The sequence below is a fragment of the Sphingobacterium corticibacter genome (genome assembly GCF_003076635.1).
Lineage (GTDB): Bacteria > Bacteroidota > Bacteroidia > Sphingobacteriales > Sphingobacteriaceae > Sphingobacterium > Sphingobacterium corticibacter.
The window spans coordinates 390,212-407,873 of record NZ_QDKG01000002.1 but is presented as its reverse complement, the minus strand read 5'-3'; the positions used below and the strand labels follow the sequence as shown (position 1 = coordinate 407,873).

The following is a 17,662-nucleotide window of genomic DNA, read 5'->3' as shown; positions in this document are numbered from 1 at the left end:
TGTGTACTTTTGACATTTGGAATATTATGTCAACTACAAAGTCACAGGCCTTAGTATTGGGCGCCAGCGGCCTCGTCGGTCTGCACACCACCAAAATGCTTTTACAGCAGAATACGTATGATGTAATCTATGCGGTAAGCCGCCGTGGAATTCCCCTAGAACACGAACGTCTGGTTCAAATTCAGGCTGATTTTAATAGTATAGATTCTTTTATCGAAAAATTACATATCAACCACATTTTCAGCTGTTTAGGTTCTACTAAGAAGAAGACTCCGGACAAGAGCGACTATTTAAAAGTTGATCATGACTATCCTGTTAAAGTTGCCAAAATAGGCCAATCGAATGGTGCTACGAAATTCTCCTTCGTATCTGCTTTAGGAGCAAACGTGAAATCAAACAATTTCTACATGCAGATGAAGGGTCAAGTTGAAGAAGATATCAAGGCTCTGAATTTTGAAGAACTGTACATCATGCGACCAGCATTAATTACGGGAAATCGAGACGAAGTCAGACCTGCAGAGGGCTTTGCGTCTTGGTTTTTCAAAATAATTAATCCCTTATTATTAGGTAATCTAAAAAAATACCGAAGCATTGATGGAAAAACGATTGCGCAAGCATTGGTAAAGACAGCTGGGATCGATCATCCTGGTGTGCACACATATAATACAGAACAAATTAAAAAACTCGCGTGAGCATATTAAGTACAGAAAAATTAAGTCATTCCTTTCACGATCGTTGGCTTTTTCGTGAATTACATTTCGGCATGCAGGCTGGAGATCGTATAGCTTTAGTAGGTATCAACGGTACCGGAAAGTCAACCCTTTTGAAGATAATGGCTGGCGTAATGGATCCAGATAGCGGCACTGTAGTTAGTGAGCGCGGTATTCGTGTTGGCTATTTACCGCAAGAACCTGATTTTGCGCATTTGAATACGATCGAAGATTTTATATATAGTGCAGATAATAAACAACAGCAACTCATTAAAGACTATGAGCGCTTAGTAGAATCGGATGATTACGATGTAGACGAATTAGGACGCATCTCTGATGAACTAACAGCACTTAATGCATGGGAATACGAGCATCAGATCAAAACGATCTTAAATCGCTTGCAAATATCAGATTTCGATAAGAAGATATCTTCTATGTCAGGGGGTCAGCAAAAAAGATTGGCCTTAGCTAAGTTGTTAATTGATGAGCCGGATGTATACATCTTGGATGAACCTACCAACCATTTGGATATCGAGACGATTGAATGGTTAGAAAAATTGTTGACTTCCGGAAATAAGACCGTTCTAATTGTATCACACGACCGCTATTTCCTAGATCATGTTTGTCAGGAAATTCGTGAATTGGATAGGGGAGAAATATTTCAATACAAAGGTGATTATGCCAACTTTGTAGAGAAGAAAGCGGAACGGCATCTATCACAAGTTGCGAGTGCGGACAAAGCCCGGAATCTTTGGAAAAAGGAATTGGAGTGGATGCGCCGTCAACCAAAAGCGCGTGGAACGAAATCCAAATCTAGAATTGAGGCATTTTATGATTTGCAGGATAAATCAAAAGCTCCTACAGAACACGACAAAGTGCAATTAAAGATGCAGACATCGCGCCAAGGTTCTAAGATTATGGAAATTGAAGCGGTTAGCAAATCATTCAAAAAAAGCCCAATTATTTCAGAGTTCACCTATACCTTTAAAAAAGGTGATCGCATTGGCTTAGCGGGAAGAAATGGTAGTGGTAAATCAACCTTTCTAAACTTAATCACAAAGGCGCTAGAACCTGATAGTGGAAGTATATCAACAGGTGAGACCACCGTGATAGGATATTATAAGCAAGGCGGATTAGATTTTCGGGAAAACCAGCGCGTGATTGATGTCGTTAAAGATGTAGCGGAACATATCGACATGGGCAAAGACGGAATCATTACGGCCTCGCAATTACTTACTCAGTTTCTTTTTCCACCAGAAAAGCAATTTGGGATGGTATCTAAATTGAGTGGTGGGGAGCGTAAACGTTTGCAACTAATGCGTGTGCTCATGCTTAATCCAAATTTTTTAATTCTCGATGAGCCTTCCAATGATTTGGACATGGACACATTGAATATATTAGAAGATTTCTTGGAGCGTTTCACAGGTGTGCTTTTATTGGTAACACATGATAGATACCTATTAGATAAACTAACCGATCAATTATTCATTTTCGATAGCAGCGGATTTGTCAATATGTATAATGGAAATTATGCAGACTTTAAATTCGAAAATGACGAAAAATTAAAAGCGGAAAAGGTCAACAAAATAAAGGTTTCTGAACCGGTAGTTATCGCGGAAGCAAAACCTACCAAGTCAAAAATATCATACAAGGAACAGATTGAATACAACAATCTAGAAACCGAGATTGAACAAACAGAAAGTGAAATAACCATGCTTTCAGATAAGTTAACACAGGTTACAGATCATGTAGAATTGAGTGAAATTGCTCAAAAGATTGAAGATTTAAAATTAGAATTAGACAACAAATCCGCTCGTTGGCTTGAATTAGCGGAATTATTATAACGTTCCACGTGAAACATCCGATAGATGTTTCACGTGGAACATAGTATAAAATATCATGTTTGATAAATATAACGTCATTGTAGTAGGGGCAGGACATGCAGGTTGTGAAGCTGCTGCAGTAGCTGCTAATATGGGATCGAAAACCCTTTTAATTACGATGAATATGGGCGTTATAGCCCAAATGAGCTGTAACCCGGCTATCGGTGGTGTAGCAAAAGGACAAATTGTACGAGAAATTGATGCTATGGGAGGTTATACCGGAATTATCGCCGATAAATCTACCATCCAGTTTAGAATGCTCAATCGCTCGAAAGGACCAGCTATGTGGAGTCCAAGAGCGCAAAATGATCGCATGCGCTTTGCAGAAGAATGGCGTTGGAAATTAGAAGATTTGCCTAATCTCGATATATGGCAAGACACCGTCAAGGAACTAATTGTAGAAGACAATGTAGTTCGTGGTGTAGTGACATCGTTAGGTATTCGTATTGCTTGTGACGCCGTCGTACTCACCAACGGCACTTTCCTGAACGGGGTTATTCATGTGGGAGAAAAAACTTTCGGTGGTGGAAGAACTGGCGAAAAGGCTGCAACTGGTCTGACGGAACAATTGGTTTCATTAGGTTTTGAAGCGGGCAGAATGAAAACAGGAACGCCACCACGTGTTGATGGTAGAAGTCTGGACTATACAAAAATGGAAGAACAATGGGGCGATGAAAACCCTGGCAGATTCTCTTACACTGATATAGAACGACCTCTCGAAAAACGCTGTTGCTGGATCACCTATACCAATCCAGATGTACACGAAATTTTGAAAACAGGGTTCGAACAATCTCCCATGTTTACTGGTCGTATCAAAGGTCTAGGCCCAAGATACTGTCCGTCCATAGAAGATAAAATAAATCGATTCGCAGAAAGAGATCGACACCAAATCTTCGTGGAACCAGAGGGTTTTAGAACAGTTGAAATCTATGTAAATGGTTTTTCAACTTCATTACCTGAAGATGTACAATTAAAAGCTTTGAGATCTATTCCAGGTTTCGAAACAGCCAAGATGTATAGGCCGGGTTATGCGATCGAATACGATTACTTCCCGCCAATGCAATTAGATCTAACATTGGAAACTCAACGTATCAAACATCTCTTCTTTGCTGGACAGATTAATGGAACTACAGGTTATGAGGAAGCTGCTGCCCAAGGATTCATCGCAGGCCTTAATGCACATCAACGAATCAACGATCAGCATGAACTCATATTGAAAAGATCAGAATCGTACATCGGTGTATTGATAGACGACTTAGTCACAAAAGGCACAGACGAACCATACCGTATGTTTACCTCCCGAGCAGAACATCGTTTACTATTACGTCAAGATAATGCAGATATTCGATTGACACCAATAGCTTATAAGCTAGGATTAGTTAGTGACGAGCGTATGAATAGGGTAGAAGAGAAGATATCAAACTCTGATAAAATTGTTCAATTCATGCGCAACACTAGCACAGAACCTAGTGACGTGAATACGGCATTGGAAGATTGGGGATCGTCTGCCATTACTCAAAAAACGAGACTATTTAATTTATTGAGTCGACCACAGGTCGATATAGTATCTCTAGCCAAAGTAGACAAGAATTTGGGTGCCTATCTCAACAACTTCGATGCAGAGACTATCGAACAGGCGGAGATCAAGGTTAAGTATGACAGCTACTTTGAAAAAGAAATGGAAATCGTGAACAAAATGAAAAAGATGGAAGACAAAGAAATTCATCATGATTTTGACTATTCTACTATTAATTCGCTGTCAACAGAAGCACGGCAAAAACTTACTACGGTAAGACCTCGCACTTTAGGGCAAGCATCTAGAATTTCAGGTGTTTCTCCGGCAGATATTAGCATTTTGATGGTTCATATATAGTAAATAACTGTAAATCAAATATTTACATAAAATTTATAACGACACATTTTTAGTTGATTACACGTACTATTTTATAAAATATGGGTTCTATATCCAAAAACAATAAAAGTGTCTTAAAACGCTTAAAAATAGCGTTAAAACAGAACATATATTTACTACTATTAGCAATAGTCATAACGACGGCATTTCAGCAATGTGCTAACATGTCGCGACCGACTGGTGGCCCTAAAGATTCGATTCCACCGAGTGTTGTCTCTGAACTACCAGCGAATTTCTCTACGAATTTTACGGAACGAAAAATTCAAATCACCTTTGATGAATTTGTAAAGACGACCAATCAACAAAAGGAATTCAGTGTATCACCGGATATGGATATTCCAGCCATTTTCAAAATTCGCAAGCGCACACTTCACATAGAACTACCAGATAGTTTGGAAGTAAACACAACATATACCATTAACTTGGGAAAAGGATTAGTAGACTTCAACGAAGGCAATCCTATTCTAAATTACACGTATGTATTTTCGACCGGACCCGAGTTAGATTCACTTTCGATAGAGGGTAGTGTGAGCAATGGATTTACGCAAGATTTCGATCCAGAAAAAGATAAAGACATCAACGTCATCCTGATACCTACTAGTAGAGATTCTATTTTTGGAAAGAAAAAAGCATCCATTTTCACCACAGTAGATACGTCAGGTACTTTTAGATTGCAAAATCTAAAAGAAGATACCTATCGCATATATGCTATCCAAGAGCAAAACAACGATCGTACTTACAATTCACCTGATGAATGGATTGGTTTTCTTCAAGATAGTATTGTTTTAAGACGCGATACGGCAGGAATACATCTTGAGCTGAGCAAAGGGCCGGTCCGTAATTTTAGGATGTTAGAACGCAAATTAGAAAGTAGTGGCATGGCACTCCTCGTATTTAATAAAATACTAGAACAACCCACGCTCCGAATCTTAGATCCAGTGGTGATGAATGGCCAGGCTATTCCAAGATTTGCACCGACAAATGACTCTGTACGCGTCTACTTGCCCAACTTAGACTTTGATTCCGTCAAATTCGAATTATCTGATATTACGGGTGTGTTAGATACCAGTGTAATCCGTAAACCTAGAAATCTAAAATTAGACAGAGCCGTAACACCTCGATTTAGTATTACTAACAAGGTAGATCGTGTCAAACATATTCAACTATCAGCAGGAACACCGCTACAACAGGTGGATAAATCAAAAGTTATTCTCGTAGAAGATTCTATTCCTCGACGTAACTTTCAATTGCAAGCAGATAGTATCAACCCAGAAATGTACCACATCCGTTTTAATTGGCGTCCAAAAAGAAATTACGAATTGACGCTGGAGGAAGGCGCTATGCAAGGTTATTTCGAAGAAGTCAATAAAGAAGAAAAGATCCAATTCACCATGAACGAAGCGGAAAGCTATGGCGACATCGCCTTAACATTTAATGGTCTGGATACCGCACAGCAATATGTTATTGAATTGATATCAGAAAATAAGGAGAAGGTTTTCGAATCACAAATACTACCCACGAATCATCAATTGGCTTATCGTAAATATCCTACCGGAAAATATAGTATCCGCGTAATATGGGATAGAAATAGAAATGGTAAATGGGATCCGGCCGACGTATGGACGATGACCTATCAAGAACCGATATGGTATTTGGACAGGACATTTACCATCCGAGCAAACTGGGAACAAAATGAAACCATTGATGTACGATTTAACACGCGTTAGATCGTACTATCATCCTTAAACCAAGAGCTATACTTCACATAATTGTGTGGTAATTTTTCGAGTAACGCTAACTGTTCCTCGGTTAATGGCTTAATTTTCTTTGCTGGAACACCAGCATAAAGATAGCCTGATTCACAGATCGTATTTTCTAAAACCACAGCGCCAGCAGCAATAATTACGTGACTTTGTAATACAGCACGATCCATCACGATAGCGCCCATACCTACTAATACATGCGAGTGTATCACGCAGCCATGTACGATGGCATTATGACCAATATTCACATATGATCCAATGTCTGTACCATTCCGTTCATAGGTGCCATGTATCGTTACATTATCTTGGATATTGGTATAATTACCGATTTTAATGTAATTCACATCACCACGAATCACGGCATTAAACCAGATGGAACAGTGCGAACCAATGGTAACATCGCCCACAACCGTACAATTGGGCGCCAGAAAAGCATCTAAAGCAATCTGTGGAACATGCTCACCTACTGGCAATATAATAGCTGACATAACGTAAAAATTAGTAAATAGTATCCTGTAATTTGGCGGCGTGATCAGGATAATCTGTGGTGTAATGCAGACCCCGACTTTCTTTGCGCGCCATGGCTGACTTGACCACCAGATAAGCCACTTGTATAACATTTCGTAACTCACATAGTTTTACAGACAGTCTGGTATTCTTATAAAAAGATTCCGTTTCGTCATATAATAAACCTAGGCGACGCAATGCGCGTTCTAAACGAAAATCCGAACGTACAATTCCCACATAGTCACTCATCAATTTTTGCGTTTCGCGCAGATTGTGCGTAACTAAGATATCTTCGTTCGATAAACTCGTATCTGTATCATCCCATTCGGGAATACCGACTCGATGTGAAAGAGAATCAAAGAGGTTTTCCACATGTTTGAAGATACGATGTGCATAAACTGCTGCTTCCAATAAGGAATTGGATGCCAAACGATTAGCACCATGCAAACCCGTAGAAGCACATTCGCCGCAGGCGTACAAATGTTGAATACTCGTAGCACCATTGCCATCAACCATAATACCACCACATAAATAATGCGCGGCAGGAGATACCGGTATAAAGTCTGAGCTCATATCCACACCAATACGCATACATTGTTCATATATGTTAGGAAAATGTTCCAATATATCTTCTTTGCTACGATGCGTAATATCTAAATACACGTAATCCAACCCAGACTTCTTCATTTCTAGGTCAATAGCACGCGCAACCACATCTCTAGGTGCGAGCGATCCACGTACATCATACTCTTCCATAAATGAAACCCCATCGGCTCTGCGCAAAATACCACCAAAACCACGCACCGCTTCCGAAATCAGAAAAGCGGGATATTCTGCCGGATTAAACAAGGCGGTTGGATGGAATTGAATGAATTCCATATTACGAACCTTACCTTTGGCACGATAAACCATCGCGATCCCATCACCAGTCGCTATAGTAGGATTGGTAGTACTTGAATACACATGTCCAGCACCGCCAGTCGCCATTAGAGTCACCTTCGAAAGGAACTTTTCCACACGACCTGTAGCCGTATTTAAGGCATAAATACCATAACAAGAGATATCTTCTGAACGTTTATCCACATGTATGCCAACATGATGTTGAGTAATCAAATCTACCGCAAAGTAATGCGTCAGAATCTCGATATTAGGATGAGCATGTACACGTTCTAACAATGCTCTTTCAATCTCATAACCAGTGATATCCTTATAATGTAATATACGATGCGCAGAATGTCCACCCTCCTTGGCCAAATCATAGCTCCCAGAAGCTTCTTTATCAAAGCTAGTACCATAGGCAATCAATTCGGCAATACGATCTGGTCCTTCTTTAATAACATGCTCTACCACAGCAGGGTCACACAAACCATCACCTGCAATATGCGTATCAGCTATGTGATCTTCAAAGCTATCTGCCTTGTCAATGACGACTGCGACGCCACCTTGCGCATATTTGGTGTTGGATTCATCTTCATTAGATTTGGTAACAATTAATACTTTACCTAATGTGGCTGCTTTGAGTGCAAAACTCAAACCCGCTATTCCAGAACCTACAATTAAGAAATCAGTACACTTTTCAGACATGGGTAAACGATGTAATAATAGACCAACAAATTAACAAATAATGTGGAAAACATGTCGATAAACGGTGGAGCGAAAAGTAAAACTTTATTTTATTCCACAATCTGGAACAAAAATCAAGAATTTGTGGAAACATATTACCACATCATGAATCCAATATTAACAAAATGTAAACAACAAAGATTTCACATCGAAACATGGAAAAAATAAAAGGCCAAAAATTACAGGGCTGATAATCAGCATAAATCTATATTTCAAATTGTGGATAAGCTGTGGATAAACTAAAATATCCATTACTCCGTCAAAAAAATGAATTCACTTATCCCCATTATCCACACACTAATAAACAATAAGATCATTTTATATAAAACTCTTTATTAATTATTGAAAAAAGGGAATGTGGATTTCGTTTGAAATTGTTTCTTTACTTTTGTCCTGTTCCTCCATCATGGAAAACATCATCACCATTGCATAGAAGAGAAAAATGGATACTAGGTTTGATACTGTTTTAGAAGCTAAAGGATATATCGATCTTCCTATCGATCCATCGATAGATTTAATCGCAGAAATCCAGCGTCTGAAAAAAGAAAAAAATGCCGTGATCTTGGCTCATTATTACCAAGAAAGCGAAATTCAGGATATAGCGGATTACATTGGCGACAGCTTGGGATTGTCGCAACAAGCCGCTAAAACAGAGGCTGATGTAATTCTTTTTGCGGGTGTGCACTTCATGGCTGAAACGGCCAAGATATTATCACCAGAGAAGAAAGTGTTATTACCTGATCTAAAGGCAGGTTGTTCATTATCAGATAGTTGTCCACCGCACTTATTTGCTAAATTTAAGGAACAATATCCTGATCATCTGGTGATTACCTATGTGAATTGTACGGCGGAATTGAAAGCGCTATCCGACATCGTCTGTACTTCCAGTAATGCGGTACAGATTGTGGAAAGCTTACCCAAAGACCAGAAAATAATCTTTGGTCCGGATCGCAACTTGGGAGCGTATGTGAAAAAGAAAACAGGCAGAGATTTAGTGCTGTGGAATGGCGCCTGTATGGTACATGAAATTTTCTCGCAGGATAGGATTAATGGCTTAAGAGCCGAATATCCAACGGCTAAATTTATCGCGCATCCAGAATGTGAAGATCATATCTTGGCACAAGCCGATTACATCGGATCCACATCTGGAATGCTTAAATATACAATTGAAAATTCGGCAGATACGTTTATCGTAGCGACCGAATCGGGTATTTTACATCAGATGCAGAAGGCCAGTCCAAGCAAAACTTTCATTCCGGCTCCGCCGAATAATCTATGCGCTTGTAACGATTGTCCACACATGAAATTGAATACACTGGAGAAATTGTACAATTGCCTGCATTATGAATTGCCCGAAGTCGTACTTCCAGCAGATGTAATACAACGTGCTCAAAAACCCATTGAACGAATGTTGGAAATCTCGGAACGTCTAGGATTGTAGTTCACCTTTTACACGAATACTATGTTTGACAATAGCGAAAAAACAGATATTAAGGAATTAGGAGAATTTGGGCTGATTGCCCATTTGACGCAATCGGTACAACTAACACAAGCATCCTCTATTAAGGGAATTGGCGATGATGCGGCTGTGCTTAATTTTGAAGGAAAGAAAACCCTGATTTCCACGGATCTATTACTGGAAAACGTGCATTTTGATTTGCGCTACGTTCCCTTAAAACACTTGGGATACAAGGCAGTACAAGTCAATTTGAGTGATATATATGCCATGAATGGCACGGCTTCTCAGATCACGTTCTCGATCGGCATGTCTTCCAAGTTTCCATTAGAAGCGGTCGAAGAGATTTATGAAGGCGCACTATTGGCTTGCAACAAGTACAATATCGATTTGATTGGCGGCGATACCTCGGCAAGTCACCAGGGATTGGTGCTTTCGGTAACTAGCATCGGATATGCTGACGAAGCGGATATTACATATCGTTCTGGCGCGAAAGAAGGCGATTTATTATGCGTTTCTGGCGATTTGGGTGGTGCTTATGTTGGTTTACAATTGCTGGAGCGCGAGAAGCAGATTTTCTTAGAAAACCCAAAGATTCAGCCTGATCTGGAAGGGAAAGACTATATTATCGAACGCCAATTAAAACCTGATGCCCGCGGAGACGTTGTCGAATTATTGCGTCAATTGGATATCAAACCCAATGCCATGATCGATGTATCGGATGGTTTGGCATCGGAGATTTTGCACATTGCAAAAGCCTCTAATGTAGGTTGTACGATCTATGAAGACAAAATTCCATTGGATCCCATGACGTACGATACAGCCAGAGAATTTGGCTTAGATCCTACGATCTGTGCGTTGAGTGGGGGCGAGGATTACGAATTGTTATTCACCATTCCACAGTCAGATTATGATAAGGTGAAAAACCAACTGGACATTACCGTGATCGGCCACATGACCGAAGGCTCTGCAGGTTGTCAAATGATCTCTAAATCCGGAAAAGTGCATCCATTGCAAGCGCAAGGTTGGAACGCTTTTAAGTAGGTTTAAGAAGGGGTTGAGAGAGTTGATAGCGTTGATAATAGTTGATAGGGGTTGATAAGGTTGAGAGAGTTGATAAAGTTGATGGCGCTTTAGATTGCCACACCTTCGTACCTCGGTTTCGTAATGACGAGCCTTTATAATTATACAAAGCAAAAGGCGGTTCTAATACCGCCTTTTGCTTTATATAAACAATTCCCTATGTCTGTATCACACCAACATTATACCGCTCCATCGTCGGATTCTGATTCGCTGCTTCAATCCCCATCGAGATGATTTTACGCGTGTCTATTGGATCAATAACACCATCCACCCACAAACGAGCTGCCGCATAATATGGGCTCAATTGCTTTTGATATGTCGCATTGATTTTCTCTAACAGCGCTTCTTTTTCTTTTTCGGTCAGCTCTTTGTTTTGCGCTTTCAGCGTCGCTTCTTGGATCTGTAATAAGGTTTTTCCGGCCGAAGCGCCACTCATTACCGCCATTTGAGCGGTGGGCCAAGCATAAATCAATCGTGGATCGTAGGCTTTTCCACACATCGCGTAATTGCCCGCACCATAGCTATTTCCGACAATAAAGGTGAATTTAGGTACGACAGAATTCGCCATGGCATTCACCATTTTTGCGCCATCTTTGATGATCCCACCTTGTTCCGAGCGTGATCCCACCATAAAACCGGTCACATCTTGCAAGAATACCAAAGGAATCTTTTGCTGATTACAATTCATAATAAAGCGAGCGGCTTTATCCGCAGAATCCGAATAAATCACACCGCCCATTTGCATTTCTGTCGCGTTTCCAGGTTTTTTGGCTTTTACCACCTGCCGTTGATTGGCAACAATACCCACAGCCCAACCATCGACGCGCGCTAGTGCACAGATAATCGTCTTTCCGTAATCCTTTTTATATTCTTCCAGACTATCTTTATCCACAATACATTTCAACACCTCATGCATATCATAAGGTTTCAATCTGTCCTGCGGAAAGTAATTATATAGATAGTTCGCGTCCTGCGCTGGCTCTGCTGCCGCAATGCGCGAGAAATGCGCTTTATCTTGATGGCCAAACTTATCCACAATTCCGCGAATTGCATCTAGACAGCTTTTATCATCCGGATATTTATTATCCGTCACGCCTGAGATTTCGCAATGCGTGGTCGCACCGCCCAAGGCTTCATTATCAATCACTTCACCGATGGAAGATTTCACCAAGTAAGAACCGGCTAAAAAAACCGATCCCGTACCTTCAACGATCAACGCATAATCAGACATGATCGGCAAATAGGCGCCACCTGCTACGCAGGAACCCATAATCGCCGATATCTGCGGAATGCCCATCGAGGAAATCTTGGCATTATTCCTAAAAATTCGTCCAAAATGTTCTTTGTCTGGAAATATCTCGTCTTGCATCGGTAAGTAAACACCGGCTGAATCCACTAAATAAATAATGGGCAGATGATTTTCCATGGCGATTTCTTGCGCGCGTAGATTTTTCTTGGCACTAATAGGAAACCAAGCGCCGGCTTTTACCGTCGCATCATTTGAAACCACTACGCATAATCTCTGTTGTATATAACCCAAAACGATGACCACACCACCATTCGGGCAGCCGCCATGTTCTGGATATAGATCCTCGCCCGCAAAACTTCCTATTTCCACATACTCGCTATCGGCATCCAATATATAGTGAACGCGTTCCCAAGCCGTCATCTTGCCTTTAGATTGGTGTTTTTCGATCTTCTTGATTCCGCCACCTAAATGCAGTGTTTCTAACTTTTTCCGGAGTTCAGACAATAAGTTTTCCATAATATGTGTTATCTAATGAAATACTAATTTACAACTGGTTGTATTGTTAAATTTGTATAAATATCATAAAATTTAATTTGTTTTTTATAATATTTGTAAAGTATTTATCACAGCCTTTGTGAGCCTAAGCAAAATTTTATGATGAAAAATTCAATTGATACAGAACAATTACAAATGGTAAGGCAAAGTGCAAGAGATTTTGCACTGGCACATATCAAACCGCATATCATGACTTGGGACGAGCCCCAAAAATTTCCCGTCGAGTTATTCAAAAAATTAGGCGATTACGGATTTATGGGTATTCTCGTACCCGAAGAATATGGTGGAGCAGGCCTTAGTTATCAAGAATATATTGCTATTCTCGATGAGATATCTAAAGTATGCGGATCTATCGGTCTGTCTGTAGCGGCGCACAATTCCTTATGTACTAATCATATTCTTTCCTTTGCCAACGAGGAGCAAAAGCAAAAATATCTTCCTAAGCTCGCCACAGGCGAATGGATTGGCGCTTGGGGATTGACGGAAACGGGATCGGGTTCCGATGCTGGCGGACTTTCTACCGTTGGTGTATTGGATGGCGATCATTATGTGATTAATGGCAATAAAACCTTTATCACGCACGCCATCTCCGGAGATGTTGCTGTCGTGATGGTGCGAACGGGAGAGAAGGGCGACAAACATGGCGTTTCGGCATTCATTATAGAAAAAGGAACGCCCGGATTCACAGCTGGTCAAAAGATGGACAAATTAGGTATGCGTGCGTCCGAAACAGCGAGTTTATTTTTCGACAACTGCCGTGTACACAAAAGCCAGATGATCGGCGATATCGGTACAGGATTCGTACAAGCGTTGAAACTGTTGGATGGAGGACGTATTTCCATTGCCGCCTTATCGTTGGGCATAGCACGTGGAGCATACGAATGTGCGTTGAAATATGCGCAGGAACGTGAGCAATTCAACAAGCCGATTTTCGAATTTCAAGATGTATCGTTTAAATTAGCAGATATGGCCACCGAGATTGAAGCATCGGAATTGCTAGTCAAGCATGCCGCGATGTTGAAAGATCAAGGTGAGAAAGTGACCAAAGCAGGAGCCATGGCCAAATTGTACGCCTCAGAAACGGCGGTCAAAGTATCTAATGAAAGTGTGCAAATCCACGGTGGCTATGGCTTTACCAAAGATTTTGCCGCCGAGAAGTATTTTAGAGATGCGAAGCTATGTACTATTGGAGAAGGCACGAGTGCTATTCAGAAAATGGTCATCGCGCGAGAAATAAAAAAAGATGTCCTATAAAGATATTCAAATAGTAGATTGCGTCCGTGATGCCATTCAGGCATTAGATCGGCATATTCCGGTGCAGCAGAAGATCGATTATATCAATCTTCTGTTATCCAGTAATGCGTTTGCATGCCTCGATGTAGGAAGTTTTGTATCTCCAAAAGCGGTACCGCAAATGGCTGATACGGCATCAGTGATCGCTGGGTTACAAAAAACAAATGATACCAAATTATCTGTCATCGTAGCTAACGAACGAGGCGTGAAAGAAGCGCTAGAATACGATCAAATTGATTATTTGGGATATCCTTTCTCCATTTCCGAAACTTTTCAACAGCGAAATACACATAGCAGTATTTCGGAATCCTTCGAGCTGGTAAAAGCAATGCAGGATTTGACAGCAGCAAGTAATAAAGAAATGCTGCTCTATATTTCTATGGCATTCGGAAATCCATATGATGATCCTTGGCATGCTGATTTGGTGTTAGATTGGATTCAGCAGTTGCAAGATTTTGGAATAAACAATTTTTCCATAGCGGATACCACAGCAGAAGCTACGACAAGCAGTATCACCGAAGTTTTTAGTTTGGTGAACCAACATTTTCCGGATTTAAATCCAGGAATTCACCTGCATAGTCGGCCAGAAAATGCGTTAGCCAAGATTGATGCAGCTTACGATGCTGGATGCCGAAGATTTGAAGGGGCAATTTTAGGTTATGGTGGATGCCCGTTTGCGCAAGATAATTTGGTCGGAAATATGCCTACCGAATTGCTGCTACGCCGCTTTGAAAAAAGTTCTATTGAGGAACTACAACCGATTATTACAGCGTTTCAAGAATTAGTGAAGCCAACTATTAGTCATCAATGAGGCCATGGAAACACCGTACCATTACATCAAAACCCGTAAAGAAGACCATATATTTCATCTGATCTTGGCGCGTCCCGCGAAGCGGAATGCTTTTACACCAGCTACGATTAGCGAAATAGCGCATGCCATCGAACAGATCAATCAGGATGATGGAATTACGGTTGTGGTGCTTTCTGCAGAAGGACCCGTATTTTGTGCCGGAATGGATCTCAAAACATTTCGCGACGAAAGCTTGGATGTAAGAAATGAAGCTATTCCGCATATCGATATTTCTTTAGGTGAAGTGTTCACAAAATTACATAAACCTTCTATCGCGGTGGTTGAAGGTGATGTGATTGCTGGCGGATTTTTGTACGTACTCGGATGTACCTATGTATTCGCCAAACCAGAAGTCCGTTTTAGGCTTCCTGAATTGGACTTAGGCATTTTTCCATTTCAAGTGATGGCCAGTTTGCTGCGCGTAGTTCCAGAAAAGAAAGTGTTGCAATTATGTTTGAATACCGATTATTTTTCGGTTGAAGAAGCGCTGTCTGTAGGTATTGTTGATGGATATCTGGAAGAAGGCGCTTTGCAAAACTTGTTAGATAAATTTGCTAAGGCCAATGTTTCTGTTCTCAAAGCAGGATTCGAATCTATTTGTCAATTGAAAAGCATTCCTACAGAAAAGCAATACAGCTACCTAATGCAGGTATTGGATAAGCTTAGATAAGTACTTAATGAAATGTAAATAGCATTCTTTTTTGCGGAAATTCAGACCATTTGTTTACATCAAATACATACAAATTAACACGGAGCTTATTGATTAGCAGAAACATTTATTTGTGTATATTGTTAATAAGTTTGTTACTTTGTAATCTATTTTTGAATATTTCTCCCATATGAGCATAGAGATTGGATCCAAACTAAAGGATATTATATTGCCATCTGATTTACGAAAATTGAAAGAGACTGACCTAGAGGAAGTTTGTTCTGATTTACGGCAGTATATTATTGACATAGTTTCGGTAAATGGCGGGCACTTTGCAGCTAGTTTGGGTGTAGTTGAATTGACTGTAGCATTACACTATGTGCTCAATACACCGTATGATCAAATCGTGTTTGATGTTGGTCACCAAGCTTATGGTCATAAAATTCTAACAGGAAGAAGAGAAAATTTTCATACTAATCGCCTTATCGGTGGATTGTCTGGATTTCCAAAACGATCCGAAAGTGAATACGACGCCTTCGGCGTAGGGCATTCATCTACGTCTATTTCTGCAGCTTTGGGTATGGCGGTAGCTTCGGCTTACAAAGGAGAACACGATCGCCAGCACGTAGCCGTAATTGGTGATGGTGCACTAACCGGTGGAATGGCTTTCGAAGCGCTTAACCACGCTGGTATTGAAAAATCAAATATTCTGGTCATCCTGAATGACAATTGCATGTCCATTGATCCTAATGTTGGAGCATTGAAGGATTACCTCACCAATATTACTACCTCTAAAAGTTACAATCGATTTAGAGACGATTTGGTGAGTGTATTAGCCAAGATCTCTAAGAATGGACCAAATGCCTATGGTTGGGCCAAGAAACTCCAACAGTCTATCAAAGGAACGCTGTGGGAGAATGCTAACTTGTTTGAATCACTTAATTTCAGATATTTTGGTCCAGTAGACGGACACGATGTTAATCAACTGGCCAAAACTATAGAGGATCTCAAGCATATTCCGGGGCCAAAGCTCCTGCATGCCATTACCGTAAAAGGTAAAGGTTATGCGTTGGCCGAGAAAGATCAAACCAAATGGCATGCACCCGGTTTGTTTGACAAGATTACGGGAGAAATTAAGAAAACAATTCACGAGAAACCGCAGGCACCAAAATACCAAGATGTATTCGGCCACACACTGGTCGAGCTGGCCGAGTCAAATAAGGCAATCATGGGAATTACCCCAGCAATGCCGAGTGGTTCATCTTTGAACATCATGATGAAAGCGATGCCAGATCGCGCATTTGATGTCGGTATTGCAGAGCAACACGCGGTTACCTTTAGTGCCGGACTTGCCACGCAAGGTTTAGTGCCTTTTTGTACCATATATTCTTCCTTCATGCAACGTGCCTTTGATCAAGCAATCCACGATGTTGCGTTACAGAAACTGAATGTGGTATTCTGTTTAGATAGAGCAGGATTGGTCGGTGCAGACGGGCCAACGCATCATGGCGCCTATGATATTGCTTTTATGCGTTGTGTACCCAATATGATTGTGGCCGCTCCTATGAACGAAGAAGAGCTCCGTAATATGATGTTTACAGCACAGTTGCCAGACAAAGGACCATTTAGTATTCGTTATCCACGTGGATCGGGCGTGATGCCGGATTGGCGGAAACCTTTTAGAGAACTTCCAATTGGTAAAGGCCACAAAATTTGTGATGGTGAAGAAGTAGCCGTACTGAGTTTTGGTCATATTGGTAATGAAGTGGTGAAAGCTTTCAAACAAGTAAGCGAAGAAGGAATTCATCCAGCGCATTACGATATGCGCTTTGTAAAACCGTTGGACGAAGAACTATTACACCAAATTTTTGCCAAATTCCAAAAAGTAATCACTGTAGAAGATGGCTGCTTGATGGGTGGATTTGGATCTGCGATCTTAGAATTCATGGCAGAGCACAATTATCAAGCTCAGGTAGTACGATTAGGCATCCCAGATGATATTGTAGAACACGGAGATCAAGAAGAATTGTGGCAAATATGCCGCTACGATGCTACTGCCATAGCAGAGGAAATAAATAAACTAACAGCCGGCCGCAAAACCCAAACTTTGGTCGGATAATTGCTACATA

Annotated in this window: 13 protein-coding genes; 10 read left to right on the top strand and 3 right to left on the bottom strand. The window is 40.8% G+C overall.

The window, feature by feature from the left end; translation table 11 throughout:
- The first annotated feature begins 26 nt into the window (after positions 1-26).
- The 4 genes from DC487_RS07760 to DC487_RS07745 all read left to right on the top strand — a co-directional run bounded on the left by DC487_RS07760 (position 27) and on the right by DC487_RS07745 (position 6,232).
- Positions 27-692: an NAD-dependent epimerase/dehydratase family protein gene (locus tag DC487_RS07760; RefSeq protein ID WP_116775389.1), complete on the top strand. Its 666-nt coding sequence runs from the start codon at positions 27-29 to the stop codon at positions 690-692.
- Positions 689-2,554, top strand: coding sequence for an ABC-F family ATP-binding cassette domain-containing protein (locus DC487_RS07755; RefSeq protein WP_116775388.1), 1,866 nt, complete (start codon positions 689-691; stop codon positions 2,552-2,554). Before DC487_RS07760 ends, DC487_RS07755 begins: the two co-directional genes overlap by 4 nt.
- Positions 2,555-2,609: 55 nt before the next feature.
- Entirely contained in the window at positions 2,610-4,466 is a 1,857-nt protein-coding gene (gene mnmG, locus DC487_RS07750) for a tRNA uridine-5-carboxymethylaminomethyl(34) synthesis enzyme MnmG (RefSeq protein WP_116775387.1), read from the top strand.
- A gap of 203 nt (positions 4,467-4,669) precedes the next feature.
- Complete coding sequence (locus DC487_RS07745; protein WP_239016340.1) at positions 4,670-6,232, top strand: Ig-like domain-containing protein; 1,563 nt, start codon at positions 4,670-4,672, stop codon at positions 6,230-6,232.
- Here the strand turns inward: DC487_RS07745 and DC487_RS07740 are convergent.
- Together DC487_RS07740 and nadB are read right to left on the bottom strand one after the other, a co-directional pair.
- Complete coding sequence (locus DC487_RS07740) at positions 6,229-6,756, bottom strand: gamma carbonic anhydrase family protein (protein ID WP_116775385.1); 528 nt, start codon at positions 6,754-6,756, stop codon at positions 6,229-6,231. The two genes, DC487_RS07745 and DC487_RS07740, sit on opposite strands and share 4 nt — an antisense overlap.
- Positions 6,757-6,766: 10 nt before the next feature.
- Positions 6,767-8,359: an L-aspartate oxidase gene (nadB, locus tag DC487_RS07735; RefSeq protein WP_116775384.1), complete on the bottom strand. Its 1,593-nt coding sequence runs from the start codon at positions 8,357-8,359 to the stop codon at positions 6,767-6,769.
- Between the two features lie 481 nt (positions 8,360-8,840).
- Here nadB and nadA point away from each other — a divergent pair, with 481 nt between their 5' ends.
- Both nadA and thiL read left to right on the top strand, forming a co-directional pair.
- Complete coding sequence (nadA, locus tag DC487_RS07730; protein ID WP_116775383.1) at positions 8,841-9,839, top strand: quinolinate synthase NadA; 999 nt, start codon at positions 8,841-8,843, stop codon at positions 9,837-9,839.
- 21 nt (positions 9,840-9,860) lie between these two features.
- The gene (thiL, locus tag DC487_RS07725; protein WP_116775382.1) at positions 9,861-10,898 is read left to right on the top strand and encodes a thiamine-phosphate kinase; all 1,038 of its coding nucleotides are present in this window, start codon (positions 9,861-9,863) and stop codon (positions 10,896-10,898) included.
- A 196-nt stretch (positions 10,899-11,094) separates the two neighbouring features.
- Here thiL and DC487_RS07720 read toward each other — a convergent pair whose 3' ends face one another.
- Complete coding sequence (locus DC487_RS07720; RefSeq protein WP_116775381.1) at positions 11,095-12,702, bottom strand: acyl-CoA carboxylase subunit beta; 1,608 nt, start codon at positions 12,700-12,702, stop codon at positions 11,095-11,097.
- A 138-nt stretch (positions 12,703-12,840) separates the two neighbouring features.
- Here DC487_RS07720 and DC487_RS07715 point away from each other — a divergent pair, with 138 nt between their 5' ends.
- The 4 genes from DC487_RS07715 to dxs all read left to right on the top strand — a co-directional run bounded on the left by DC487_RS07715 (position 12,841) and on the right by dxs (position 17,652).
- Positions 12,841-13,995, top strand: a complete 1,155-nt coding sequence (locus DC487_RS07715; RefSeq protein ID WP_116775380.1) for an acyl-CoA dehydrogenase family protein — start codon at positions 12,841-12,843, stop codon at positions 13,993-13,995.
- The gene (locus DC487_RS07710) at positions 13,985-14,845 is read left to right on the top strand and encodes a beta/alpha barrel domain-containing protein (protein WP_116775379.1); all 861 of its coding nucleotides are present in this window, start codon (positions 13,985-13,987) and stop codon (positions 14,843-14,845) included. Before DC487_RS07715 ends, DC487_RS07710 begins: the two co-directional genes overlap by 11 nt.
- A 4-nt stretch (positions 14,846-14,849) precedes the next feature.
- Positions 14,850-15,554, top strand: a complete 705-nt coding sequence (locus tag DC487_RS07705; RefSeq protein WP_116775378.1) for an enoyl-CoA hydratase/isomerase family protein — start codon at positions 14,850-14,852, stop codon at positions 15,552-15,554.
- Positions 15,555-15,723: 169 nt separating this feature from the next.
- Entirely contained in the window at positions 15,724-17,652 is a 1,929-nt protein-coding gene (gene dxs, locus DC487_RS07700; RefSeq protein ID WP_116775377.1) for a 1-deoxy-D-xylulose-5-phosphate synthase, read from the top strand.
- The last annotated feature ends 10 nt before the right edge of the window (positions 17,653-17,662 follow it).